Source organism: Serratia aquatilis (assembly GCF_044865145.1).
Classification (GTDB): domain Bacteria; phylum Pseudomonadota; class Gammaproteobacteria; order Enterobacterales; family Enterobacteriaceae; genus Chania; species Chania aquatilis.
Map to the genome: position 1 here is coordinate 4,417,021 of NZ_CP173186.1, position 25,783 is coordinate 4,442,803.

Genomic DNA, 25,783 nt, shown 5'->3' on the forward strand with positions numbered 1-25,783 from the left:
GGTATAATATACTAAACAAGGAGAAGTTACGGCTGACTTAGAGCTCATCCAGAACACTCAGAGCATCCGCCAGTTTTTTGACACCAAATACCTGCATATTGGCCGGGGGTCTCTTTGGCACATTGGCATGCGGAACGATAGCACGCTTGAAGCCATGTTTTGCAGCCTCGGAGATGCGTTCCTGGCCGCTCGGCACCGGGCGGATCTCACCTGCCAGCCCCACTTCACCAAACACCACCAGATCGTTAGGCAATGGGCGATCGCGCAGGCTGGAGACCAGAGCCAGCAACAACGCCAAATCAGCGCTGGTTTCAGTTACCTTGACGCCACCCACCACGTTGACGAAAACGTCCTGATCGGACATTTGCAACCCGCCATGGCGATGCAAGACGGCAAGCAGGATCGCCAGACGATTCTGCTCAAGCCCCACCGCGACCCGGCGCGGGTTGGACATCATGGAGTGATCCACCAGCGCCTGGATTTCTACCAGTAATGGCCGGGTTCCTTCCCACACCACCATCACCGAGCTACCCGAAGTGACTTCATCGCCACGGCTGAGGAAAATAGCGGAAGGGTTGCTCACCTCGCGCAGACCCTGTTCGGTCATGGCGAACACGCCCAGCTCATTGACCGCACCAAAACGGTTTTTATGGCTACGCAGCGTGCGAAAACGCGAATCGGCATCGCCGTCTAACAGCACAGAGCAGTCAATACAGTGTTCCAGCACTTTAGGCCCGGCTAAAGAACCATCTTTAGTAACATGGCCCACCATGACAATCGCCACGCCCCGCGTTTTGGCAAAACGGGTGAGATAGGCTGCGGTTTCGCGCACCTGCGCCACGCTGCCAGGGGAAGACTGGATATCAGCCATATGCATCACCTGGATGGAGTCAATCACCATCAACCTGGGCTGCTCTTGCTCGGCGATCAGACAGATCTGCTCGATGCTGGTTTCGGAGAGCATATTCAGACCGCTGGTCGGCAAACCAAGACGGTGAGCACGCATGGCTACCTGTTGCAGCGACTCTTCGCCGGTGACATACAGCGTCTTCATCTGTTCAGCGAGTTTGCACAACACCTGCAACAGCAGCGTACTTTTCCCCGCCCCAGGGTTTCCGCCGATCAGGATCGCACTGCCCGGAACAACGCCACCGCCCAGCACCCGGTCAAACTCAAGAAAGCCGGTAGAGAAACGCGGTAGTTCTTCCAGGCTGATGTCCGAAAGCTTCTGGACTTTGCTGATACCGGCATCACCGGCATAACCGCTGAAACGCTCGGTGCGGGCAGAAGAAGAGGAGGCCGCAGCCAGACGCACTTCTGTAATGGTATTCCAGGCATGACAAGCGCTGCATTGCCCCTGCCAGCGCGGATAATCAGCGCCGCATTCATTACATACAAACGCCCGTTTTGCTGCTTTGGCCACAAATTACCTCAAATCCTGTTTCAGACTGCCACTGAGGACACAGAGTACTCCCAGCAGGTCGGCATGACGAATCGATACCTGAGCTTTTTCATAAACTTTAGGTTTTGCATGGTAGGCGATACCTAATCCAGCCACCTGCAGCATTTTCAAATCGTTGGCACCATCACCTATTGCCACGGTTTGATGCGGTGGAATACCGAGTTTTTCTGCCAACGCCACTAGGGTAGCGGCTTTAAATTTTGCATCAACGATCGGTCCCAGCACTTCACCGGTCAGTTTACCGTCACGGATTTCCAGCTCATTGGCCGCCACCGCAACCAGTTTCAACTTGTCGCGTAGATATTCGGCATAATAGGTAAAACCGCCGGAAGCAATCGCCACATGCCAGTCCAGCGCATGCAGTTTGCCAATCAGGCTGGTCAACCCCGGCATCAATGGCAATTCGTCGCGCACCTGCTTGAGAATATTGGCATCGGCCCCTTTTAGTGTACCGACTCGCTGCCGCAGGCTGGCGGTAAAATCGAGTTCACCGCGCATAGCGCGTTCGGTCACTTCTGCAACCTGCTCCCCCACTCCGGCCAGTTTGGCAATTTCATCGATACACTCAATCTGGATCGCTGTTGAGTCCATGTCCATCACCAGCAGGCCCGGCGTGCGCAGATGCGGTATTTTGCCTAATGGCGCTACATCCAGCCCATTCTCTGCCGCCAGTAACTTGGCCCGGGGAGACAGCGTTCCCGCCAGACGAACAACCTGATAGTCTTCCACACACCAGGCCGTCACAATCACCATCGCCGCACCCAGCTTACGTTGGAACGCGGTAATACGCTCTTTATCCAGCTTTCTGCCATATAATAGCCAACCGGTGTGGCCCGCTCGGTAATCTAGCGGCATGACTTCATCACCGCTAAGCGAAAGGGGAAGCCCCGGCCATTGAGAAATCTCCGCCGGGAGATCGCAATAGGTCAGACTATTTGGCATTATTAACTCCTGTAAAACGCTGCATGATAAAACGACGCATCAAGCTATCCTATCGCTACTGCTTCTGGCAACATATTACCCGATGAATTTCGAGTCGCAGCCCACTGAGCCCCCGCAGGCAACAACGCGGCCGTTCGAAAACCGACGAGTATTAAGCCCAAGGAAGCCCATGGCTAAAGCTAAACTGAAATTCCGCCTGCACCGCACCGCTATCATTTTGATCTGCCTGGCGTTACTGGTGCTATTGATGCAAGGTGCATCCTATTTTAGCCTGAACCACCAGATGGCACGCTCGGAACAGGTAGAAGATCTGGCACAGACATTGACCCGGCAAGTGGCTTTCAGTCTGGTTCCGTTATTAGGCGACAGCAGCAACATCGATAATCAGCAGGTTGGCAGCATTATAGAGCAGTTGACATCCCATAGCAGGATCCTCGACGCCAGTGTCTACAAGTTGGATGGAACTTTGATCGCCCATTCCGGTGAGCAGATCAGTGTGCGCGATCGCCTGGCGCTCGATGGTAAGCGTGCGGGCAGTTACTTTAATCACCAACTGGTGGAATCTATTCAGGGTAAAGAAGGTCCGCTAGGCTTTATCCGCGTAACGCTGGATACCCACGTGCTGGCTACCGAATCTAAACAGGTGGATAACACCACCAACCTGCTACGCCTGATGATCCTGATGGCGTTGGCGATTGGTATTATTCTGGCACGCACATTGCTGCAAGGCCGCCGTAGTCGTTGGCAACAGTCACCCTATCTGTTGACTGCCAACACCCCGTTGGAGGAAGAGAACGCGGTGCAAAACGATGACGATGAAAAACAGGACGAGACGAAAAAGTCTGAAAGTGCCCCACCTCAGTGAGTGGGGCGATAGGCGTATTAGGCTTTATCACCCAACAGCACAGACTCCAGCGCGATAACGATCATTTCGTTAAAAGTAGTCTGGCGTTCTGCCGCAGTGGTCGCTTCATGGCGCAGAATGTGATCGGATACAGTGCAAATGGTCAGTGCTTTACAACCGAACTCTTCATACAGCTCGGCAGCAACGCCATAGATACCCGCCGCTTCCATTTCCACACCCAGAATGCCGTACTTCTTCATCACCTGGAACATATCCGGATCGGGTGTATAGAACAGATCGGCTGAGAAGATATTACCGACACGCGCCGGGATCCCCTGTGCCGCAGCAGCATCAACCGCATTTCGCACCATGTCAAAATCGGCAATCGCCGCATAGTCATGATCTTTAAAGCGCATACGGTTCACTTTGGAATCGGTACAAGCCCCCATACCAATCACCACATCGCGCAGTTTGACGTCGTCACGCACCGCACCACAGGAACCCACACGGATAATTTTCTTTACGCCAAATTCGGCAATCAGCTCGCGGGCATAGATAGAGCAGGACGGGATACCCATACCATGCCCCATGACAGAAATCTTACGGCCTTTATAAGTTCCGGTGAAACCCAGCATACCGCGTACGTTGTTAACTTCTACCGCACCTTCCAGAAAGGTTTCCGCAATATATTTTGCCCGCAGCGGATCCCCCGGCATCAGAACAACGTCAGCAAAATCACCCATTTCAGCATTAATATGTGGCGTAGCCATAATCTCTATCCTCGAAGCATTTTTAATAATGTAGCGGTCATTTGAACCTAGGCGTTTTAGCCCAGTATCGCAGGCTAAAACCCGGGTTCTTCAACCTCAAAGCATGGATTTGCCGTAATCCATTGGCGAAATACCAAAATAGCTGGCGACTGTCTGGCCAATGTCAGCGAAGGTTTCACGGTGCCCCAACGAGCCTGGTTTTACTTTCGGCCCATATACCAGCACTGGAATGTGCTCGCGGGTATGATCGGTGCCGCTCCAGGTAGGGTCACAGCCGTGGTCAGCGGTGAAGATAAGAATGTCATCTTCCTTAACCAGCTTCAGCATTTCAGGCAAACGCCGGTCAAACAGCTCCAGCGCGGCTGCGTAGCCAGCAACGTCACGGCGGTGGCCATAAGAAGAGTCAAAATCAACAAAGTTGGTGAATACGATAGTGTTGTCACCCGCCTTTTCCATCTCGACCAGCGTGGCATCAAACAGCGCATCGATCCCGGTGGCCTTCACTTTCTGGGTGATGCCGACGTTGGCGTAGATATCAGCAATCTTGCCGATAGAAACTACTTCGCCACCTTTCTCATCCACCAGTTTTTTCAGTACGGTGTCAGCCGGTGGTTCGACGGCCAGATCGTGACGGTTACCCGTACGCTGGAAGTTGCCGGGCTTGTCGCCAATAAACGGGCGAGCGATCACGCGGCCAATGTTATAGCCCCCTTCGGTCAACTCTTCACGGGCGATTTCACACAGCTCATACAGACGATCCAGCCCGAAAGTCTCTTCATGGCAAGCGATCTGGAATACTGAATCTGCGGAAGTGTAGAAAATCGGCTTGCCGGTTTTCATATGTTCCTCAGCCAGTTGATCGAGGATCACAGTGCCCGAAGAGTGGCAATTGCCGAGATAGCCTGGCAGGTTGGCACGCTCAACCAGTTTATCCAGCAGCGCTTGCGGGAAGCTGTTGTGCTCATCCTTGAAGTATCCCCAGTCGAACAGCACCGGCACACCGGCGATTTCCCAGTGTCCCGAGGGCGTATCCTTACCGGAGGAGAGTTCGCTGGCATAGCCGTAAGCACCAATGATCTCGGCGTCTTTATCCAGGCCTGCCGGGAACTTACCGGTAGACTCTTCAGCCGCCTTGCCTAACCCCAGACGGCTGAGGTTGGGCAGCGTAAGCGGGCCGCTACGGCCCACGTCAGCCTCACCGCACGCGCAGGCTGCGGCGATATGACCAAGGGTATCGGAACCTTCATCGCCGAAACGCTTGGCATCTGCGCTGGCACCAATACCGAATGAATCTAATACCATAATAAACGTACGTTTCATCGTGCTCTCCTGCGTGTTTTCACGCTATGACCGGCAGTGATAAAGCGCCGCCGGTCCTGATTCTTAAAGACAGATTTTATTCAGTGATGCGCTTGTACACCACCGGGGTGGCTGCTGGGGCTTTATCACCCAGCACCATCGCACTGCGTACCGCGTCAGCGGCCTGCTGCCAGCTCTCTTCATCATTGGCATGGATCAACGCTAAAGGACGTTGATTATCGACAAACGCGCCCAAACGGGCCATATGGGTCAGTCCAACGCTGTAATCGATGCTGTCACTGGCCCGACGGCGTCCGCCTCCCAGTGATACCACTGCCATTCCCAGCGCCCGGGTATCCATCGCGGTAATGTTACCCGGCCTCTCGGCATAAACCGGTTTGCTTAATGTTGCCACAGGCAGATAGCTATCGTAGCGCTCGATAAAATCGGTAGGGCCCTTCTGTGCCGCCACCATGCGGCCAAAAACTTCCGCCGCTTTGCCGTTGTCCAATACCTTCTGCAGCTTGGCTCGGGCATCGGCATCATCCGTTGACAGGCCGCCGGAAAGCAGCATTTCCACGCATAGCGCCATGGTCACTTCCAGCAGACGCGGGTTGCGGTATTCACCGGTCAGGAAGCGAACAGCTTCATGCACTTCCACCGCATTACCGGCGCTGGATGCCAACACCTGATTCATATCGGTGAGCAGTGCCGTGGTCTTACAACCGGCACCGTTGGCCACGCCAACGATCGCCTGCGCCAAATCTTCCGAAAGCGCGTAGGTCGGCATAAAGGCACCAGATCCAACTTTAACGTCCATCACCAGCGCATCAAGCCCTTCAGCCAGCTTCTTCGCCAGAATGGACGCGGTGATCAGCGGGATGGAATCCACGGTGGCCGTAATATCGCGTGTGGCATAGAAACGCTTGTCGGCCGGGGCCAGCGAGCTGGTTTGGCCAATAATCGCCACCCCAACGTCTTTGATGATCCTGCGGAAGGCAGTGTCGTCCGGGTAAATGTTAAAGCCCGGGATGGCCTCCAGTTTGTCCAGCGTACCTCCGGTATGGCCAAGACCACGCCCTGAAATCATCGGCACATAACCGCCACAGGCCGCGACCATCGGGCCCAGCATCAGCGAAGTCACATCCCCCACGCCGCCGGTTGAATGTTTGTCGACTATTGGGCCGTTTAATGCCAGTTTCTTCCAGTCAAGCACCGAGCCTGAATCACGCATGGCCATAGTCAGCGCCACGCGCTCCTGCATGGTCATGTCGTGGAAGTAAATGGTCATCGCCAAAGCAGCAATCTGCCCCTCGGAAACCACGTTATCGCGGATGCCATTGATGAAGAAGCGGATCTCTGCTTCGCTCAATGACTGACCGTCACGTTTTTTACGGATTATTTCTTGTGCCAGGAACAAGGCATTCTCCCTGTTTTACCCATTCGATATGCCAACAGTAACCCTGTGGCGCGATAAAAAATCAGTAACCGTTACCAGCAGACTGGGTGCTATGCCCCAACGTGGTCAGCAGGCTGGCCAACAGGCTTGAAGCACCGAAGCGGAAGTGACGCGCATCGGCCCAGCCCTTACCCAGAATACGATCGGCAAGTTGCAGATAGTGCAGCGCATCTTCTGCCGTGCGTACACCGCCAGCGGGTTTGAAACCGACATCGTTGGCAACGCCCATATCACGGATCACCGTCATCATCAGTTCAGCGCTTTCCAACGTGGCATTAACCGGCACTTTACCGGTAGATGTTTTGATAAAGTCGGCCCCTGCCTCGATGGCAATCGAAGATGCCTTGCGGATCAGATCCGCCTGCTTCAACTCGCCGGTTTCGATAATCACTTTCAACAGCACATTGGCCTCGGCACAGGCCTGCTTGCACTGTTTCACCAGTTCAAAACCGACCTTATCGTTACCTGCGATCAATGCACGGTAAGGGAATACCACGTCAACCTCGTCGGCACCGTAAGCAATGGCCGCCCGAGTCTCCGCCAGCGCGATGGCGACATCATCATTACCATGCGGAAAATTAGTGACAGTAGCGATACGAATATCAGGGGTACCTTGTTCACGCAGCGTCTTGCGCGCAATAGGGATAAAGCGAGGGTAAATACAGATGGCGGCGGTATGGCCTGCCGGGCTGTTTGCCTGACGACACAGGGCGATAACTTTCTCGTCGGTATCATCATCATTCAGCGTGGTTAAATCCATCAGATTCAGCGCACGTTGCGCCGCTGCGGTTAATTCGGTCATAAAACTCTCCAACTGAGTACTGACAGTGTTGGCGAGCGGACTTGGTTCCTTGAAGATAGCGCGTGGAGTGAAACCACGGCGGCAACTGAGATCCTTCTCACCGCACATAGCCTTTCGATATCGAACAGCCATTGGTTGCTATTTGAACACGATAACGTCGAGTTATTTGTGCTCTGATTCACACCGTATGAAATATCTCTGTAACGGATTCGGATTATATGTGAATTATGTCACATAATACCGGGATATTGTTCACACATTACTACACTAGGCTGTGTCCCTTAATTGCACGCGAGCGCCGCTGGCGGTCATTTGTGCACAGGGCAAGGCGTGAGCCGCGAGGTTTGGTGGACCAAATAAGCGGCGAACAACGCCGCAATGCGCGCAAATGGCACCAGCCCGAAGGGTCGCGCCCCAAAAGCCCGTTTTCTGTGTTGTCGGGCTTGAACAGAGGGCCACTCTGCCCTTCACCCTCCGCCTTGATAACGGGCTTTTGGGTCTGCGATGGCACCACGGGCAATTAAGGGACACAGCCTAGATAGCAAGTAGACACGGGCACCATCAGCGCGCCCGTGAAAAATGCTTTCAGGCACCTAAGCCAGTCACTGTGCGGCTTAGGTGATCAGAAGTATAGCTTACAGCGCCAGAAAGAAACCGGCGATGGTAGCGCTCATCAGGTTGGAAAGCGTACCCGCAGCAACGGCCTTCAAACCAAAGCGCGCGATGTCCTGGCGACGGCTCGGTGCCATACTGCCCAACCCACCAAGCAGGATCGCGACAGAAGACAGGTTGGCAAAACCGCACAGCGCAAAGGAGATAATCGCCTTGGTATGTTGCGACAGCACCTGCAACCCCTCCGCTGCAACCACATCGTCCGGGCGCAAGTAAGCGCCGAAGTTCATATAGGCAACGAATTCGTTAACAATGATCTTCTGGCCGATAAACGAACCGGCGACCATCGCTTCATTCCATGGCACACCGATCAGGAAGGCGATTGGCGAGAAGAGCCACCCCAGAATCAACTCCAGAGAGAGTTGAGGGAAGTTAAACCAGCCGCCAACACCGCCCAGTATGCCGTTCAGCACGGCGATCAAAGCAATAAATGCCAGCAACATGGCTCCCACGTTCAGCGCTAGTTGCATACCGGATGCAGCACCTGAAGCCGCCGCGTCAATCACGTTGGCCGGGCGATCCTCTTCGGCAATCAACTTCATCGCATCGTCTTTATCGTGGGTTTTTTCTGTTTCCGGCACCATCAGCTTGGCAAACAGCAGGCCACCTGGCGCAGCCATAAACGAAGCGGCAATCAGATATTCCAGCGGTACCCCCATCTGGGCATACCCAGCCAGCACGGATCCCGCGACCGAAGCCAAGCCACCACACATCACGGCAAACAGCTCAGACTGGGTCATGGTGGCGATATAGGGGCGCACGACCAGAGGCGCCTCGGTCTGGCCGACAAAGATATTGGCGGTCGCCGACAGTGACTCAGTCCGTGACGTTCCCAGCAGTTTCTGCAGTCCGCCACCAAGGATCTTAATCACCAACTGCATAATACCCAGATAGTAGAGCACCGCTATCAGTGAGGAGAAGAAGACAATCACCGGCAGTACGCGCAGCGCGAACACAAAACCGCCGCCACCGAAGACTTCAAACATTTTATCGGAAACCAGGCCGCCGAAGATAAAAGAGATCCCCTGGTTGCCGTAGGCGATGACGTTTGCCACCCCTTCAGACATGCCGCCAAGAATGCGGCGCCCGACCGGTACATACAGCACCAGCGCACCAATAGCGATTTGAATGATAAATGCGCCGATCACCGTACGCAGATTAATAGCGCGCCGGTTGCTGGAGAGCAGTACAGCAATGGCGATAAGTACCATCATACCGACCAGGCTCATGATGAGTTGCATACGAGAATATCCCTGTTGCGAAAAAAGAAGTGCCCCTAGCCCGGTGACTGCAACGGGTTATCTAAGGGTGATAACGGCTGGTAATTATACGGGGCAAGCGGTAATGAGACCCGTTTTATGTCACAAACGCATACAACCAGACGCAATTAAAAACTTTGTAATGTGAAGCAAGTCACATTACGCTGCAACAGGTGAAGGTAAGGCAAACAGGGACTGAGCATTTTGCTGCAGAGAATCTGCTATTTCATCCGGCGGTTCAGGCCGTAGTTGGCAGAGTATTTTGAACACCTCAGCAGCCCGCTCTGGGCGGTTGGGTTGCCCCTGATAACCTGCTAAAGGCATATCCGGTGCATCAGTCTCCAATAACAGAGATCCCAGCGGTAACTGCGCCATTACGCCGCGAGTTTTCTGGGCGCGTTCATAACTGATGGTTCCTCCCACTCCGATGGAGTAACCCAAGCGAATAAATGCTTGCGCCTGCGCCAGACTGCCGGCAAAACCGTGCACTACGCCACGGCGGGGGACATCAGCACGGCGCAGCGCCGCTGCCAGTTGATCGTGGCTACGGCGGGAATGCAAGATCACCGGTAGATCATGCCGTTTCGCCAAGGTAAGTTGCTGTTTAAGCAACGTCTGTTGGCGCACAAACTGCGGGTCGGCCATGTAAAGATCAAGGCCGATCTCCCCTACCGCAACCAGTTTTGCTGGCCGACTGGCTAAAAAGTCTGCCAGTTGGTCAAGCTGTTGATCATGATGTTGCACGATATACAAAGGGTGAAGCCCCAGCGCGGCAAACAGCGGTAAATGATCGCCCGCCAGTTTCAGTAAGCTGGCAAAGCGATCTGCGGTCACCGCTGGCACAATGATCTGCTGTACACCGGCCTGCGCCGCCAGCGCCAGGCTCTCCTTCTCGTGCCCGGTAAAAGGTGGGAAATCAAAGTGGCAGTGGGTATCGACGAAAACATAGCTCACGGGGCCTCTCCACCACCGGGGGAAGGATCGCCCGGCAGAATGATGCTTGGCGTTGCTCGCGGCGTTTTTGCCTGCGCTTTTCGGCCAGATGGCGCTTCCACATCAGTCATGATCGGTGACGGCATACGCACATTTTCCGGTTGCAACAAACCGCGAGGAAGGGCTTTTTTTACCTTTAAACCATCGAGCTTTTCCTGTTCCAGCAGCCAGTGTCCTACCGTTGCCAAAAAATAGCGCCCGCAGCGGCGGCCAAGATGATAATCCTGATTCAAAGAAGCCAAACGGCTGCCGAGAGCATTACTCGCCAAGGGTTTGGGCGGGTAAATCTCAAAGATACGCAATTTACCCGGCGGTTTCTCAATGAATTGCTGGATACGGTGATAGCTCTCTTCATGACGCTGCATAATACGCACCATCTGCTGTAGGCTACTGTCACCGAGCCAATGCTCCATGCGTTTCATCCATTGGGGAGTGTAATACATCTGCGAAGGCACGGTGCGGATCACTACAATGGTATCAGCCCCACGGCGGTAAGCTTCTTCTACCGGAATTGCATCACTGATCCCGCCATCAAGGTAGCTGATGCCATCAAGTTCAACGCCCATGCGGTAAAAACCGGGGATGGCACTGGAAGCCTTGATGGCTGGCAGCCAATTGACTCGCTCGGCGCGCAGATAAGTCGGCTCGAAGTCGTCGCTCCGGCAGGCGCACATCAGGAACTCACGGCCATTACTCAGCCGTTGTTCGGCTACATCGATTGCCAATGGCAATTCTTGCGAGGTGATGTCCACCAGCCAGTCGAGATCGATAAGATGCCCACCGCGCACAAAACGCAACGGGTTGAAGAAATTGGCAGAGGTGGTGTAACGGGTGATCACCCGCCGTGCATAGCCCAACTGGCCGCAAACAAAAGCCGAGAGATTCTGCGCACCGGCAGAGGTACCAATCATCAGCTCAAATGGGTTAAAATGGGCACGCTGAAACTCATCCAGTACACCTGCGGTAAAAATCCCACGCTGCCCGCCCCCTTCACATACCAGCGCCATTTTACCCGCGCGGTAAGGTTTATATGCCAACGGTTCTATATTGCCGATCGTGACAGGTATTCTGTATCCCAATCTTATATCCTCAATGTGGCTGTTTTTTCGAGGATAGCGCTTCTCGCTCTTTTCCGTAATCTTCTTGCAACACGCCAGAGAGGAAATCATTACTCCCTGACAACCAGGTAAAATCATTGCCGGAAAACTCCGCCCACACCTGCCAAGCCTGGCCTTTCAGCTGTTTCAAGCGGCCGACAATGATGTCGCTATTCATAACTTGCCTCACTAAATGCCGAGAAAAGGAATTAAACTTTGTTACAGTTTGAGAGAAAATTAAGGTCGCCGACGGCCAGTAAACAGGCTGACCAGGAACAGAATAATACCCACGACAAAGACGATTTTAGCCGCCCAGGCGGCAGTACCGGCAAGTGCACCGAATCCTAACGCCGCAGCGATCAAGGCGATAATTAAAAAGATAATGCCCCAACGAAACATAAGCCACTCCTTACCATAAGTGAAAACCGCATTACCATCAGCCAGCCCTATTGATGGGGTTAACCTTCACACAGCGCTGTACTCCAGGCCATGTCCCCCAATTGCCGGGGAACACCGCAGGCTGTCAATCAGAAGACACGGCCTGGTCTGTGTCGTACACAACCCGGGCGCTAGCCCGGAATTGCCAGCTTGTTGTTACTGGTGCTGATTGACTAGGGTTTTACCACCAAGTCGTTCTTGACGCTTTTCACGCCGTCAATGGCTTTGGCAATTTTCTCTGCACGTTCCGACTGAGCCGGAGTTTTCACCGAACCGGAAAGCTGAACTACGCCATCGGTGGTTTCTACTTTCACATGACGGGAAGGCACAATATCGTCGGCCAACAGCTTAGCCTTCAGTTCGCTGGTCGTTGCCGCATCGCCAGCATAAGCTTTGATTGACTGACTCGGTTGGTCTTTTACGTGCAATTTGTCGCTAACGGATTTGACACCTTCCACCTTGCCTGCGGCTTTGACAGCCTGTTCGGCCTGCATCTGGCTATCGACAAAACCGGACAGTGTGACGACACCTTTCTCAGTTTCCACAGAGATATCGTTACTTTTTATGGTTTTATCTTCAATCAAGGCGCTTTTAACCTTGGCTGTAATTGCGCTGTCATCCATGAAGCCGTCTACTTTTTTCATAGAGTTATCGATTTTGTTACCAGCACCATCAGCAACGCTGGACACTTTGTTCAACAGAGTTTCTTCTGCAAGAGCAGTACCACTTAGCAATGCAGAACCCAACACGATAACCATTAGTGAATGTGCCAATTTGGTCTTGTTCATCGATCTCTTCCTTCTTGTTATGGATAGCTTGACAGCTGCATACCCTGATGCGGCCGAAAAGCTGCAAACTCAAACGGATACTTCACGATACTTACACAATCAAACGTTCACGTTTAAACAGGAGCAATGCACGTGCCAATGTGTGAATACCGTCAAAACACAACAATAAAGCAGCAAAGGCATAACATTAAGGCGGAAAACTGTTGCCTATTGGCGACAAATGGGGGCGAGTGGCAGAGATTTTTTTCTATCTCATTGATTATGATGGTTTAAAAATGTCTCCAATCGGCAACACAACCGAATAACTCTCTACATAGAGTGAAAACACTAGTACTTTACGCTATAAACACAAGACATACCCTAAAAATATAGGTTTTAGATAAAAATAGCCGTGGGAAGCAGAAGCATAGCAAACGCGGTGGCGAGACATAATCAATAAGAAAAGATTATGAATAAGCAGGTTGGGAAGAAAATAAAAAAACACCGGGCGCTCTTAAGCGCCCGATCAGACTGCTGACAAACCCCGTTATTAGGGAGAGCGTGCCGATGGGGTCGTAACGGCGTAAGCCGTCGGAGCGCCCCTCGGTGCGCTAGGCCCGAGTATCTCGGGTCAGAAGGCGACTTTGTCATCAACCTCACCGGGCGCCCTTAAGCGCCCGATTTTGGGTTCGATCAATGCTCGCGGGTCTTGCGGAACACAACGTCAGGGTAACGCTCTTGTGTCAGGTTAAGGTTAACCATGGTTGGCGCTATATATGAAAGGTTGTCCCCTCCGTCCAACGCCAGATTCAGCTCGTTCTTACGCTTGAATTCTTCGAATTTTTTCACGTCGTCACACTCCACCCAGCGGGCGGTGGAAACGTTTACCGACTCGTATAACGCTTCAACGTTATATTCGCTCTTCAAACGTGCTACCACGACATCAAACTGCAGAACACCCACAGCTCCGACGATCAGATCGTTGTTGGAGATTGGCCGGAACACCTGCACAGCCCCCTCTTCGGAAAGCTGGACCAGCCCTTTCAGCAGTTGTTTCTGCTTGAGAGGATCGCGCAGACGGATGCGGCGGAACAGTTCAGGGGCAAAGTTAGGAATGCCGGTGAACTTCATATCTTCACCCTGTGTAAAGGTGTCACCGATCTGGATTGTTCCGTGGTTATGTAAACCAATAATGTCGCCCGGATACGCCTCTTCAACATGTGAGCGGTCACCCGCCATGAAGGTCAGCGCGTCAGAGATCACCACGTCTTTACCGGTACGAACCTGACGTAACTTCATGCCTTTCTCATACCTGCCGGACACCACACGCATAAAAGCCACACGGTCACGATGCTTCGGATCCATGTTGGCCTGGATCTTGAACACAAAACCGGTGAATTTTTCTTCTGCGGCTACGACTTCACGGGTATCCGTCTTACGTGGCATTGGCGCTGGCGCCCAGGCCACCAAACCGTCGAGCATGTGGTCAACGCCAAAGTTACCTAATGCCGTTCCGAAGAACACCGGCGTCAGTTCACCTGCAAGGAAGGCTTCCTGTTCAAACTCGTGGGAAGCCCCTTGCACCAGTTCCAGCTCTTCACGCAGTTGTGCCGCCAGATCTTCCCCCACGGCAGCATCCAGATCCGGGTTATTGAGCCCCTTGACGATGCGAACTTCCTGAATGGTGTGGCCTTTACCGGTCTGATACAGATAGGTTTCGTCTTTATAGAGGTGGTAAACCCCTTTGAACAATTTGCCGCAGCCAATCGGCCAGGTGATTGGTGAACAGGCGATTTTCAGCTCGCGTTCAACTTCATCCATCACTTCCATCGGATCACGAATGTCACGGTCAAGCTTGTTCATGAAGGTCAGGATTGGCGTATCACGCAAACGAGTCACTTCCATCAGCTTACGGGTACGATCTTCTACCCCTTTCGCGGCATCGATCACCATCAGGCAGCAGTCCACTGCCGTCAGGGTACGGTAAGTATCTTCAGAGAAGTCTTCGTGCCCTGGGGTATCCAGCAGGTTGATCAGACATTCACGGTAGGGGAACTGCATCACCGAGGTGGTGATCGAGATCCCACGCTGTTTCTCCATCTCCATCCAGTCAGACTTGGCATGCTGGTTAGAGCCACGGCCCTTTACCGTACCGGCGGTCTGGATAGCCTGCCCGAACAACAACACCTTCTCGGTAATGGTTGTTTTACCGGCATCGGGGTGCGAGATAATGGCAAAAGTTCTTCTTTTGGAGACTTCGCGAGCGAATTCACTAGGAGACATGTTTTTCACGTTTCTATGGTTAGTCCGCCCTGTTAGTCATGAGAACGCGCGGATCGCGGCGCCAGACAAAGCGGTAATAAAAAGAGTATATACTCTAAATAATTCGAGTTGCATGTAGGCGGCAAGTCCGAGAGTCGCCAGGAGCATAGCCCACTATGTGACTGGTGCGAACGGACGTAGCCAACACCCATGCAGCTTGAAGTATGACGAGTATAGCGGGTTATTTTCGCTGATTTACCACCCCGTGACAATCAATGCTTTCGTGGCATTAGCCTAATGGCAGGGCCATAACGATCGCATCTTCACGGCCATTGGCAGCAGGATAATAGTTACTGCGCACCGTCACCTCGTTGAAACCAAGGTCTTCATACAGGGCTATCGCCCCCAGGTTGGAAGCACGGACCTCCAGCCACAGCGTGACAATGCCCCGCGTTGCCAACTGCTCTATTAATGCGTTCAGCAGAGTGCGCCCCAGCCCTTGGCGTTGCCAGTCGGGGTGGATGGCGATATTAAACAGTGTAGCTTCGTCCAATACTATCTGGGTAATGGCAAACCCGGCCATCTGCCCGTTCACTTCAAGCTTCAGATTAAGGTAACGTTCACCCTGATTACTGGCAAAGGTCGCTGCCGTCCAGGGAAATGCATGGCTGGCTTGTTCAATCTTGAAGGCTGTGGCCAGATCGGCCGTTGTCAGGATAGAAATGTTGTTCATGGTGACAAATCTGCTGCCAAAGTGCGCGTTTCGCACCCGCGTCTTGAGAAAGCTCGGCCAGAGCCGGGCTATATAGCTGCGCACCGGCCACCGCAAGCGGCTCCACAACGCCCAGCCGCCAACTGTTGCACTCGGTGTCTTCGGGCAGCATCACTACCTGATCCGGTGTCAGGCCATAGGTTTGTGCTGGTGTCAGGTCCAGGCTGCGCAGCACATCGCAAAACAGCGGATCGTGATGATCGGGCAAGTCCTGCGCCACCACCAACAAACGCACGTTGGGTGGCACACTTACCGCAACCTCCCCCAGCAACACGCCTGGGCGGCGCAATGTCCACTGCGTAATACCCAGTTGTTGTAACAGCCAGTCGCGTCTTGATGCCATGCCGATCCCCGTGAGTTGTGCCCCCTACCTACCCTGTGCCGCGCTATACCCGAGTTACTTCGAGATGCTGGTAGGCGGCAATCGAATAAATCCCGATGAGCTTACAATGGTAAGTGATTCGGGTGAGAGAGCAGCCAACACCCCAGCACCTTGAGGGGCGACGGGTATATGCTAACAAACCAGCGCCCCCTGCGCCAACAAACCCATCGAACATCTGGTCACAAAGCTCTATAATCTTCGGTCAAATCTTGAGGAGCCGAAAACTGATGTCTGCATTAACCCCCGCCAGTGAAGTGATGCTGCGCCATAGTGATGAATTTATTGAACGCCGCGTGCTGTTTGCTGGCGATCTGCAGGACACATTGCCCGCCCAATTCGAGGCCGCGGATGTTCGTGTCCACACCCAGCAATACCATCACTGGCAGTTACTGAACCGGACGATGGGCGAAAATGCGCAGTTCGGTCTGACCGTGGATCCTACCTTCGTCGCGGAGTGCGACACGTTGATTTATTACTGGCCGAAGAGCAAGCAGGAAGCACAATTCCAACTGTGCAATATCCTGGCTCTGCTGCCAGTTGGCGCGGAAATCTTTGTGGTAGGTGAAAACCGCAGCGGTGTGCGCAGTGCCGAGCAAACCCTGGAAGGCCACGCCAAGCTGGCCAAGATTGACAGCGCTCGCCGTTGCGGGCTGTATCATGGCCGCATCGATGTGCAAACCGAATTTGATCTGTCCGACTGGTGGGAAAGCTACCAGTTACACGATCTTAACGTGAAGACATTACCCGGCGTATTTAGCCGCGACGGTCTGGACGTCGGCAGTTCATTGCTGCTCTCCACGCTGGATAAACACATGAAAGGCAAATTACTGGACGTAGGCTGTGGCGCAGGCGTCATGGCTTCGGTCGTGTCCAGAATGTCGCCAAAAATGAAGCTGACCCTCAGCGACGTGAATGCGGCAGCGGTGGAATCCAGCCGCGCTACGCTGGCAGCCAACGGCATCGAAGGTGAAGTGATCGTCAGTAACGTTTACTCCGATATTACCGGCCGCTTTGATCTGATCATCTCCAACCCACCTTTCCACGACGGCCTGGCAACCAGCCTGACCGCAGCGGAAACCCTGATCCGTGGGGCAATCAAACACCTGCCAATCGGTGGCCAGTTACGCATCGTTGCCAACGCCTTCCTGCCTTACCCGGATATTCTGGATGCCACTTTCGGCAGCCACGAAGTGCTGGTGCAGAATGGCCGTTTCAAAGTGTACCAAGCGACCGTAGGCCGCCCACCGCGCGATCCGAAGAAGAAAAAGTAAATCTGAGGTTCAACGGTTTCCCCTTACTAACTAATAGTGAGGGGAAATACCCCACTCAGCCGTTAAGATGCGCCATCCCCACCGGCGTATAACGCGCACCCGCCACGCCCGTCACTGGAAACACCGCCTCGATAGCCGCCAACTCCTGCTTGCTCAGCGTAATATCCGCCGCAGCGACGTTCTCCTCCAGGTAGCGTCTGCGCTTGGTGCCGGGGATCGGTACAATGTGCTCCCCTTGTGCCAGCACCCAGGCCAGCGCCAGTTGTGAAGGAGCCACCCCTTTCTGTTTCGCCAACTCGCTGACCTTTTCCACCAGCGCCAGATTGCGGGCAAAATTATCCCCCTGAAAGCGCGGATTATTGCGGCGGAAATCATCCGTAGCCAGATCCTCGACGCTCTGGATCGCTCCGGTCAGGAAACCACGGCCCAATGGGCTGTATGCCACAAAACCGATACCCAACCGCTGGCAAGCCGCAAGCTGGCCCTGCTCTGCTTCTCTGCTCCACAGAGAATACTCGGTCTGCAAAGCGGTTATCGGATGCACCTGATGTGCCCGTTCCAGGGTACTCACCGAGGTTTCACTCAAACCGATGTAGCGGATCTTGCCCTCTTTGATCAGATCCGCCATCGTTCCGACCACCTCTTCGATTGGCACCGTAGGATCGACACGATGCTGATAGTAAAGGTCTATCGTCTCTACGCCCAGCCGTTGCAGGCTGCCTTCAACCGAGCGGCGGATATACTCAGGCTTGCTGCTCACGCCACGCGCATTGGGATCGGCCGGATCGCGCACGATACCGAATTTGGTCGCCAGAAACACCTGGTCCCGTTTGCCTTTTATCGCCTTGCCGATCAGTTGCTCATTGGTATACGGACCATACATGTCGGCGGTATCCAATAGGGTTACCCCCAACTCCAGCGCCCGGTGCAGCGTGGCAATAGCTTCCCGATCGTCACTACCGGGGGAATAGAAGTCGCTCATCCCCATGCAGCCTAACCCCAGGGCTGAGATGATGGGGCCATTGGAGCCTAATTTGCGTTGTTGCATTACCTTGTCCTCATAGAGCGTTAATGTCGCAACAAAGTCTGGTTGTTTAGCTGACAAAGATAAATAATGCAGATTACACATCACTGTTCATAAATCACTAACAATGCGGACAACAAGATGGATCAGATTCAGGCCATGCGGGTCTTCACACGGATCGTGGAACTGGGTAGTTTCAGCCGGGCAGCTGAGCGGTTACAACTACCGCGAGCCACGGTAAGTAACGTTCTGAAACGTCTGGAACAGCGGCTGGGAGTCCGTCTGTTAATCCGCACCACGCGCCAGGTGCAGATCACCGCCGAGGGTTCACTCTATTATCAGCGCTGCCTGCAACTGCTGGATGCACTGGAGGAGGCGGATACCCTGTTCAGCCACCACAAGTTGCAGCCAACCGGTAAAGTACGCATCGATATGCCGCATTCGCTGGCACGCGAGATTGTCATCCCCGCGCTGGATGATTTTTACCAGCGCTATCCAGAGATGGAAATTGCGCTCGGCGCTAATGACACCCATGTTGATCTACTGCGCGAAGGGGTGGATTGCGTACTGCGCGCCTGGGAAACCGCAGACGATACGCTGGTTGCTAGGCGCATTGCCCAGATGCCGCAACTGACCTGTGTTTCCCCCGGCTACCTGCAGAAGTTTGGCGAACCGCAATCAATTGACGAGCTGCGGCATCACCAGGCTGTGGGGTATTTCTCGCTGGTGAACAATCGCAACTATCCGCTGGAATTCTGCCGGAACGGTAAACTTGAACAACGTGAATTACCCAGTCGATTGACCGTCAGCGGGGCCGACGCCTATACCGCCGCCTGCCGTGCCGATATGGGGCTGATTCAGGGTGCTCGCTACTCGGTTGCCAAGTGGCTGCAAAGCGGTGAACTAGTCGAGATTCTGAGCGCTACGCCACCGCCGCCGATGCCAATCTATATCATGTATCCCCCCGGTCGTTTCCTCGCGCCCCGAGTCAGAGTACTGATTGATTGGCTGATTTCCTTGTTCGGTAAGTATTAGGCTGCGCCCCGTAACTGCAATTTCAAACAGGAAGAAGGATATGGCGGTTTTTACAGCAAACACCGCTAAACCGGGAAATAACTATTGACGTCCCCGCCAAAATCTCTAGAATTCGCCTCCGTGGTAACGTTTCGGTATGCGAAGGTGGCGGAATTGGTAGACGCGCTAGCTTCAGGTGTTAGTGTCCTTACGGACGTGAGGGTTCAAGTCCCTCTCTTCGCACCAAATAACCACATGATTTATATTACACAGCATCAGGGCGAAGGTGGCGGAATTGGTAGACGCGCTAGCTTCAGGTGTTAGTGTCCTTACGGACGTGAGGGTTCAAGTCCCTCTCTTCGCACCAAGCTGGTGATATAAATCAAGCAACATATCTTTTGTGCGAAGGTGGCGGAATTGGTAGACGCGCTAGCTTCAGGTGTTAGTGTCCTTACGGACGTGAGGGTTCAAGTCCCTCTCTTCGCACCACTCGATATGTTTCTCTCCAGCCTCTATTGCGCATCAATCTCCCCCTAAAATCCAACACGCCAATGCGTGCTTTTGTCGTTTCAGTTAAAGCTGAAATGCAGACTAATCGCCGCTAACCCACCGGCCAGAGCCATAGTGGAAGGAAGCAGCAGATAGTGACGCCAGCGGCTATTGAACAACATCACCAGCGTCACCAACATAGCGATGACGATCAAGGCACGCAATTGCGTCATATTCAGCTCGATCATTGCCAGAAATGGCATCAGGGCGCAGGGTAGTAATACTCCCCAGGCGCTGGCAAGCCGGTTCCCCAGATACCAACTGACACTCCACATCCCACACGCAGTAATCACAGCGGCTAGCATGGCTCCATCCCCAAGTGATAATGATAACCAATATCATATATGACTTTTTACCGGCGTCCATTTTTTTTATAAATCGGCGGGAAACTTCACTCCAATCTATGCGGCTAACGGTGGCATGCTGCCTTTGTATGGGAAAATCCTGAAAACTTTAACCGTTTAACACCTTTACGACATGCGATTCAGGCAATTACGCTTTAAACTAGGCTGTGTCCCTCAATTGCACGTGAGCGCCGCTGGCGGTCATTTGAGGGACACAGCCTAGATACAAACTCAGGATCACTACCGTTTTTTTGCATGGGAAACCACCATTGAAGACTTTACTCCCTTCTTTATTCGTGGCACTGGGTCTGAGTGCCGCGCCGCTGGCTAGTCAGGCTGCCAGTTCACAACTGACCTCACAGATTGTCGATAACTATGCCGAACACATCTTTTACAACAGCGGCGCAACCGGTATGGCGCTGGTGGTGATCGATGGCAATCAGGTGGTCAACCGCAGTTTTGGCGATACCAAACCAGGTAACGATCAGCGCCCTCGCCCCGATTCGCTGATCCGTATCGCCTCTATCACCAAGCTGATGACCAGCGAAGTGATGGTTAAACTGGCGGAGGAGGGAAAAGTCAAAATCACCGATCCGTTGCGTAAATATGCCCCCAAAGGGGCTTATGTACCATCGTATAACGCACGCCAACCGATCACCCTGCTGAATCTGGCGACCCACACCAGCGCCCTGCCTCGGGAACAGCCGGGGAAAAAACCGCCCAAAACGCCGGTTTTCACCTGGCCGACCAAAGCACAGCGCTGGCAGTGGCTGGCACATGCCAGCATCACCGTGCCACCGGGCACAACGGCTTCCTATTCCAATCTGGCCTACGATCTGCTGGCTGATGCCCTGGCAAAGGCCGCAGGCAAGCCGTATGGCGCGCTGTTGCGTGAAAAAATTACCGCCCCACTGGGAATGGTGGATACCACGCTCACCCCTAGTGCTGAACAGTGCTCACGCCTGATGGTAGCGGCCAAAGGGCCAAGCACCTGTCGCGATACTACCGCAGCGGCAGGCAGCGGCGGCGTTTACTCTACCCCGCGTGATATGCAGCGCTGGATGCAGCAGTTTCTCTCTTCCAGCGCCAACGGCTACCGCAAACCGACGGCAATGAGCGAGCAAACCATGTACTTTCAGCGCCAGGATTTAACGTCATTGAAAGGCATGGACGTACCGGGCGATGCCTCTGCGTTGGGATTGGGTTGGGTGTATATGGCCCCTAAAGACGGCCTACCGGGGATCATCCAGAAAACCGGCGGCGGCGGCGGCTTTATTACTTACATGGCGATGGTGCCGCAGCAAAATGTCGGCGTGTTCGTGGTGGTTACCCGCTCAGAGTTGACCAAATTCACCAACATGAGCGATCCGGTCAACCGGCTGGTAGCGGATTTGGTGGCGAACAAAAGCTAAGCCAGCGGGTTTTGCGTAGCGCGATAGGCAGAAGGGGAGCAGCCTTCCAGCCGGTTGAAGAAACGGGCGAAGTAGGCCGGGTCCTTGAACCCCAGATCGTAGGCGGTTTCATGTACCGTGCAGGCACTGAACAGCAGCAGGCGTTTGGCTTCCCGCAGCAGGCGATCAAAAACCAGCCGTTTTGGCGGGCGGTTGGCAAAGCGGCGGCACAGGTCGTTAAGGCGTGATTCCGTCACTCCCAACGCCTGCGCATATTCTGGCACCGGCAGGTGTTCACGGAAACGCTCATCCACCATCTTGTTAAACCGCTGGAACATTTGCAGCTCGCCGCGTACTCCGCTGGCAGCCTTATCTTCCAGCGAGGTATTACGTAACAACAGCGTGAACACCGCCTGGGCCAGTAGCGCCAGCGTTTGCTCTCGCCCGGCCAGCCTCTGGCTGAATTCATGGCGGATCAGCGCCCAGTAATGCCCAAGTGCCGCTAACTCCTGTGGGGCATCCGCCAGCGAAAGGCAAATACCCGGCATATCCAAAGCCAGATTACTCCCTGGATACAGCCGTTCCAGTAGCGACCAAATCAGTTCCTGACGCACCGTCAGTACGTGCCCATCGCTATCCGGTTCGGTGAAAAAAGCGTGCGGTACGGAAGGTGGCGTGAGGATAAACAGCGGAGCCTGCACCGAATAGTGCTGATCGTCGAGTTGCAGCTCGATCTTGCCGGTTTCCAGAAAATGCAGTTGAAAGAAACGATCATGCCAGTGCACCTGCATATCGCGGCCAAAAAACGCCGCCAGCCCGGCAAAGGTTTCGTAGTGCACCTCATCGTTGGCGTAACGTGCGTCATACTCTTTGCAAATATCGATATTGGCGATAAAGCCGGTATTTTTCTGCACGCTTTCCTCCAGGAATGCGGGAGAAGGGCCGGGAAAAGCCCCTTCTCCCTATGGCTTTATGGTGTTGCCCGTGGGCGTGAATCCTTCATTGGGATACGCCACACCAGCACCGCACCAATAATCAACAGCGCCGAGACAAAGTACAGCCCGGAGTTGAAACTGCCGGTCACATCCTTGAACCAGCCGATCAACAGCGGACTGACCGCCGAGCCGATATTACCGGTGGCGTTGATCACCGCGATCCCCACCGCTCGCGCTTCAAAGCTGATAGATTGGTCCGGCGTGGTCCAGAAGATCGCCATCGCGGTAAACGACCCCACCGACGCCATCACGATCCCCAGCAGTTGGATCATACTGTGGTTGGTAGCCGAAGCCAGCAGCCAACCTGCTGCGGCAAACAGATAAGGCAAAGCGGTGTGGTATTTACGCTCCTGCAAACGATCCGAACGCTTACTCCACCAGATCATTCCGGCGATGGTACAGATCTGCGGGATCGCTGCCAGAATGCCGATCACAATATTACTACTGCCCTGATTAAAACTTTGCAGGATCTGCGGCGTCCAGATATTGATGGCACTCAGGGTGTTGGTAAGACAGAAATAGGCCAGCGTATACATCAGCACGATCGGCGTCAGCACTTCACGCCACAGGCTGCGTTGCTGCAAGGCTTGGTGGCTGGTAGGCCCTTCCGGCTGCACCAGTTGCAGCTTGTCGGCTTCCATCATCGCCTTCAGGCTGCTTTTCTCCTCATCGGTCAACCATTTGGCCTTGGCCGGAGTGTCATCGAGATAGAACCACACCACCACGCCGAGGATCACCGAAGGAATACCTTCCAGCAGGAACAGCCACTGCCAGCCGGTGAGGTTCATCACCCCATCCAGTGCCAGAATATAGCCGGAAACCAGCGAGCCAATCGCCATCGTCACCGGCATGGCGATCATAAACAATGCGTTGGCGCGAGCACGATAGAACGCCGGGAACCAGTAGGTAAGATAGACCAGTATCCCCGGCAGGAAGCCTGCCTCGGTAATACCGACGATCATACGCAAGATATACAGGCTGGTCGGCCCGGTGGCGAACATGGTGCAGGTAGAGGCAATGCCCCACAGCACCATGATGGTGGCAATCCAGCGCCGTGCACCCACGATGCCCAGCATGATATTGCTGGGGATACCGAAGATCACATAGGTGACGTAAAACAGCGTTGCCGCCAAGCCAAACATGGTAGAGCTCAGACCGAGATCTTTGCCCATGGTTAAACCAGCAAACCCGATGTTGATGCGATCAAGGAATGAAAAAACAAACAGAATGAACAGGAAAACAATCAGGCGCCGAAATAACTTTTTAATCACCGACTGCTCGGTGGCGGTTAACGCTTTATGTTGCTCTGCCGGGTTCAGCGGCTTGAGCGAATCGACGTTGCTCATAGGTGACTCCGATTAGTAAACGCCAGAGGATGGTGCTGCCGGTTTACCCTGTTTGAAACTGCCTAGCAGAGCATCGGCCGCTCGTACCAGCAGAGTAGTATCCACCCCGACGGCAACGAACAACGCGCCCGATGCCAGATAGTGTTGCGCCAGTTCCTGTTGCGCCATCAAGATACCCGGTGCTTTACCCGCCGCACGGATACGGGCGATGGCATCATTAATGGTGTGTTGCACTTCGGGGTGCTGAGGATTACCGGCAAAGCCCATATCGGCACTTAGATCCGCCGGGCCAATAAACACGCCATCGACCCCTTCCACCTGTAGAATCGCATCCAGATTTTTCACCGCTTCACGGGTTTCGATCTGCACCAGCACGCACATCTGGCTGTCGGCTTGCTGGAGATAATTCGGTATCCGGTTCCAGCGCGAGGCGCGAGCCAGTGCACTCCCTACCCCACGGATGCCGTTGGGTGGATAGCGGGTTGCCCGTACCGCTTCCTGGGCCTGTTCCGCGTTCTGAATCATCGGGATCAGCAGAGTTTGCGCCCCAACATCCAGCAGTTGCTTGATCAGGACAGGATCGTTCCAGGCCGGGCGCACCACCGGGTGGCTAGGGTAAGGTGCCACCGCTTGCAGTTGGCTTAACACCGTCTGCACATTGTTGGGCGCGTGTTCGCCGTCGATCAGCAGCCAGTCGAACCCGGTTCCGGCCAGCAGTTCAGCGCTATAGCTGCTGCATAGCCCTAGCCACAGGCCGATCTGCGGGCGTTTTTCCTGTAGCGCCAGTTTGAAATGGTTGGTCAGCATAATGCCTCCTTAAACAAACCGGCAGCTGATGCAGCCCATCGGGCCGTAATCCGCATGGAACGTATCGCCGCGCCGTGCGGCCACCGGGCGGGTAAAAGAACCACCGAGGATGATCTGCCCGGCTTCCAGCTCTACGTCATAGGGGAATAGCTTGTTAGCCAGCCAGGCGACGCCGTTAGCCGGATGATTGAGCACCGCCGCCGCCACACCGGACTCTTCGATCACCCCGTTGCGATACAGCAAGGCGCTGATCCAACGCAAATCCATCGCGTCTGGCTTGATCGGGCGCCCCCCCATCACGACGCCTGCGTTGGCAGCGTTATCAGAAATGGTGTCGAACACCTTGCGTGGCCTCTGGGTCTGCGGATCGACGTTATGGCTGCGTGCATCAATAATCTCCAACGCTGGGATCACGTAGTCGGTGGCGTTGTAGACATCAAACAGCGAGCAATTTGGCCCACGCAGCGGTTTTGCCAGCACGAATGCCAGCTCAACCTCAACACGCGGCACGATAAAGCGATCGATTGGAATATCGCTACCGTCGTTAAAGAACATATCGTCAAGCAGCGCACCGTAGTCCGGCTCGGTGATCTGCGAGCTAACCTGCATGGCACGCGAGGTAAGGCCGATTTTATGCCCCTTCAGGGTGCGCCCTTCGGCAATCTTCAGCTCAACCCATTGGCGCTGGATGGCATAGGCATCTTCGATGGTGATTTCCGGGTGATCCAGTGACAGGGCACGGATCTGTTCCCGGCTCTTCTCGGCCTGATGCAGGCGCTGCACGGCTCGGCTCAGTTCGTCTTTATCCAGCATTTCCACTCC

The 25,783-nt window shown here is 54.2% G+C and carries 25 protein-coding genes and 3 tRNA genes; 7 read left to right on the forward strand and 21 right to left on the reverse strand.

Going from position 1 to position 25,783, the window contains the following annotated elements:
* Window positions 1-37 precede the first annotated feature (37 nt).
* Both radA and serB read right to left on the reverse strand, forming a co-directional pair.
* Window positions 38-1,423: a DNA repair protein RadA gene (gene radA / locus SAQUA_RS19915; RefSeq protein ID WP_380674356.1), complete on the reverse strand. Its 1,386-nt coding sequence runs from the start codon at window positions 1,421-1,423 to the stop codon at window positions 38-40.
* Between the two features lie 3 nt (window positions 1,424-1,426).
* Complete coding sequence (gene serB, locus SAQUA_RS19920; protein ID WP_380674358.1) at window positions 1,427-2,404, reverse strand: phosphoserine phosphatase; 978 nt, start codon at window positions 2,402-2,404, stop codon at window positions 1,427-1,429.
* Window positions 2,405-2,573: 169 nt separating this feature from the next.
* Here serB and SAQUA_RS19925 point away from each other — a divergent pair, with 169 nt between their 5' ends.
* On the forward strand, window positions 2,574-3,269 hold the full coding sequence (locus tag SAQUA_RS19925) for a YtjB family periplasmic protein (protein ID WP_380674360.1): 696 nt from the start codon (window positions 2,574-2,576) through the stop codon (window positions 3,267-3,269).
* A gap of 17 nt (window positions 3,270-3,286) precedes the next feature.
* On the opposite strand, the gene deoD is transcribed toward SAQUA_RS19925, so the two are convergent.
* The 13 genes from deoD to SAQUA_RS19990 all read right to left on the reverse strand — a co-directional run bounded on the left by deoD (window position 3,287) and on the right by SAQUA_RS19990 (window position 16,181).
* A complete protein-coding gene (deoD, locus tag SAQUA_RS19930) occupies window positions 3,287-4,018 on the reverse strand; it encodes a purine-nucleoside phosphorylase (protein WP_129934181.1) in 732 nt (243 codons plus the stop codon).
* 96 nt (window positions 4,019-4,114) lie between these two features.
* Window positions 4,115-5,338, reverse strand: a complete 1,224-nt coding sequence (gene deoB / locus SAQUA_RS19935; RefSeq protein WP_380674363.1) for a phosphopentomutase — start codon at window positions 5,336-5,338, stop codon at window positions 4,115-4,117.
* A gap of 76 nt (window positions 5,339-5,414) precedes the next feature.
* On the reverse strand, window positions 5,415-6,737 hold the full coding sequence (gene deoA, locus SAQUA_RS19940) for a thymidine phosphorylase (protein ID WP_380674365.1): 1,323 nt from the start codon (window positions 6,735-6,737) through the stop codon (window positions 5,415-5,417).
* Window positions 6,738-6,798: 61 nt separating this feature from the next.
* Window positions 6,799-7,578 (reverse strand): deoxyribose-phosphate aldolase, encoded by a 780-nt coding sequence (gene deoC, locus SAQUA_RS19945; RefSeq protein ID WP_380674367.1) that lies wholly within the window; start codon window positions 7,576-7,578, stop codon window positions 6,799-6,801.
* A gap of 635 nt (window positions 7,579-8,213) precedes the next feature.
* Window positions 8,214-9,491 (reverse strand): NupC/NupG family nucleoside CNT transporter, encoded by a 1,278-nt coding sequence (locus SAQUA_RS19950; RefSeq protein ID WP_380674369.1) that lies wholly within the window; start codon window positions 9,489-9,491, stop codon window positions 8,214-8,216.
* A 177-nt stretch (window positions 9,492-9,668) separates the two neighbouring features.
* Entirely contained in the window at window positions 9,669-10,463 is a 795-nt protein-coding gene (locus SAQUA_RS19955; RefSeq protein ID WP_380674371.1) for a TatD family hydrolase, read from the reverse strand.
* On the reverse strand, window positions 10,460-11,581 hold the full coding sequence (locus tag SAQUA_RS19960; RefSeq protein WP_380674373.1) for a patatin family protein: 1,122 nt from the start codon (window positions 11,579-11,581) through the stop codon (window positions 10,460-10,462). The genes SAQUA_RS19955 and SAQUA_RS19960 overlap by 4 nt, the downstream gene beginning before the upstream one ends.
* A 10-nt stretch (window positions 11,582-11,591) precedes the next feature.
* A complete protein-coding gene (locus tag SAQUA_RS19965) occupies window positions 11,592-11,777 on the reverse strand; it encodes a CsbD family protein (protein ID WP_380674375.1) in 186 nt (61 codons plus the stop codon).
* A 59-nt stretch (window positions 11,778-11,836) separates the two neighbouring features.
* A complete protein-coding gene (locus SAQUA_RS19970) occupies window positions 11,837-11,998 on the reverse strand; it encodes a DUF1328 family protein (RefSeq protein ID WP_380674377.1) in 162 nt (53 codons plus the stop codon).
* A 212-nt stretch (window positions 11,999-12,210) separates the two neighbouring features.
* Window positions 12,211-12,825 carry a molecular chaperone OsmY gene (osmY, locus tag SAQUA_RS19975; protein WP_380674379.1) on the reverse strand — a complete coding sequence of 205 codons (615 nt, stop codon included), beginning with the start codon at window positions 12,823-12,825 and terminating at the stop codon, window positions 12,211-12,213.
* Window positions 12,826-13,497: 672 nt separating this feature from the next.
* Window positions 13,498-15,087 carry a peptide chain release factor 3 gene (gene prfC / locus SAQUA_RS19980; RefSeq protein WP_380674381.1) on the reverse strand — a complete coding sequence of 530 codons (1,590 nt, stop codon included), beginning with the start codon at window positions 15,085-15,087 and terminating at the stop codon, window positions 13,498-13,500.
* 268 nt (window positions 15,088-15,355) lie between these two features.
* Window positions 15,356-15,799: a ribosomal protein S18-alanine N-acetyltransferase gene (gene rimI / locus SAQUA_RS19985; RefSeq protein ID WP_380674384.1), complete on the reverse strand. Its 444-nt coding sequence runs from the start codon at window positions 15,797-15,799 to the stop codon at window positions 15,356-15,358.
* Window positions 15,744-16,181, reverse strand: a complete 438-nt coding sequence (locus SAQUA_RS19990) for a DNA polymerase III subunit psi (RefSeq protein WP_380674386.1) — start codon at window positions 16,179-16,181, stop codon at window positions 15,744-15,746. The genes rimI and SAQUA_RS19990 overlap by 56 nt, the downstream gene beginning before the upstream one ends.
* Window positions 16,182-16,447: 266 nt before the next feature.
* Here SAQUA_RS19990 and rsmC point away from each other — a divergent pair, with 266 nt between their 5' ends.
* A complete protein-coding gene (gene rsmC / locus SAQUA_RS19995) occupies window positions 16,448-17,491 on the forward strand; it encodes a 16S rRNA (guanine(1207)-N(2))-methyltransferase RsmC (RefSeq protein WP_380674388.1) in 1,044 nt (347 codons plus the stop codon).
* A 55-nt stretch (window positions 17,492-17,546) separates the two neighbouring features.
* Here rsmC and SAQUA_RS20000 read toward each other — a convergent pair whose 3' ends face one another.
* Complete coding sequence (locus SAQUA_RS20000) at window positions 17,547-18,539, reverse strand: aldo/keto reductase (protein WP_380674390.1); 993 nt, start codon at window positions 18,537-18,539, stop codon at window positions 17,547-17,549.
* 117 nt (window positions 18,540-18,656) lie between these two features.
* Here SAQUA_RS20000 and SAQUA_RS20005 point away from each other — a divergent pair, with 117 nt between their 5' ends.
* The 4 genes from SAQUA_RS20005 (at window position 18,657) to SAQUA_RS20020 (ending at window position 20,018) form a co-directional block, all read left to right on the forward strand.
* Window positions 18,657-19,550, forward strand: coding sequence for a LysR family transcriptional regulator (locus SAQUA_RS20005; RefSeq protein WP_380674392.1), 894 nt, complete (start codon window positions 18,657-18,659; stop codon window positions 19,548-19,550).
* Window positions 19,551-19,688: 138 nt separating this feature from the next.
* A tRNA-Leu gene (locus SAQUA_RS20010) sits at window positions 19,689-19,775 on the forward strand.
* Between the two features lie 34 nt (window positions 19,776-19,809).
* Window positions 19,810-19,896: transfer RNA gene (locus SAQUA_RS20015), tRNA-Leu, on the forward strand.
* 35 nt (window positions 19,897-19,931) lie between these two features.
* Window positions 19,932-20,018 (forward strand) — tRNA-Leu (locus SAQUA_RS20020).
* A gap of 80 nt (window positions 20,019-20,098) precedes the next feature.
* Here SAQUA_RS20020 and SAQUA_RS20025 read toward each other — a convergent pair.
* Entirely contained in the window at window positions 20,099-20,383 is a 285-nt protein-coding gene (locus SAQUA_RS20025; protein WP_380674394.1) for a DUF1435 domain-containing protein, read from the reverse strand.
* A 308-nt stretch (window positions 20,384-20,691) separates the two neighbouring features.
* On the opposite strand from SAQUA_RS20025, the gene ampH reads away from it, so the two are divergent.
* Window positions 20,692-21,834 (forward strand): D-alanyl-D-alanine-carboxypeptidase/endopeptidase AmpH, encoded by a 1,143-nt coding sequence (gene ampH, locus SAQUA_RS20030; RefSeq protein ID WP_380674396.1) that lies wholly within the window; start codon window positions 20,692-20,694, stop codon window positions 21,832-21,834.
* Here the strand turns inward: ampH and hpaA are convergent.
* From hpaA to hpaH, 4 genes are read right to left on the reverse strand one after another with little or no spacing between them, the layout of a single operon-like run.
* A complete protein-coding gene (gene hpaA, locus SAQUA_RS20035) occupies window positions 21,831-22,727 on the reverse strand; it encodes a 4-hydroxyphenylacetate catabolism regulatory protein HpaA (RefSeq protein ID WP_380674398.1) in 897 nt (298 codons plus the stop codon). The genes ampH and hpaA overlap by 4 nt on opposite strands.
* Window positions 22,728-22,783: 56 nt before the next feature.
* The gene (gene hpaX, locus SAQUA_RS20040) at window positions 22,784-24,154 is read right to left on the reverse strand and encodes a 4-hydroxyphenylacetate permease (protein WP_380674400.1); all 1,371 of its coding nucleotides are present in this window, start codon (window positions 24,152-24,154) and stop codon (window positions 22,784-22,786) included.
* 12 nt (window positions 24,155-24,166) lie between these two features.
* Window positions 24,167-24,961: a 4-hydroxy-2-oxoheptanedioate aldolase gene (hpaI, locus tag SAQUA_RS20045; protein WP_380674402.1), complete on the reverse strand. Its 795-nt coding sequence runs from the start codon at window positions 24,959-24,961 to the stop codon at window positions 24,167-24,169.
* Window positions 24,962-24,970: 9 nt separating this feature from the next.
* Entirely contained in the window at window positions 24,971-25,774 is an 804-nt protein-coding gene (gene hpaH / locus SAQUA_RS20050) for a 2-oxo-hept-4-ene-1,7-dioate hydratase (RefSeq protein WP_380674404.1), read from the reverse strand.
* Between the last annotated feature and the right edge of the window lie 9 nt (window positions 25,775-25,783).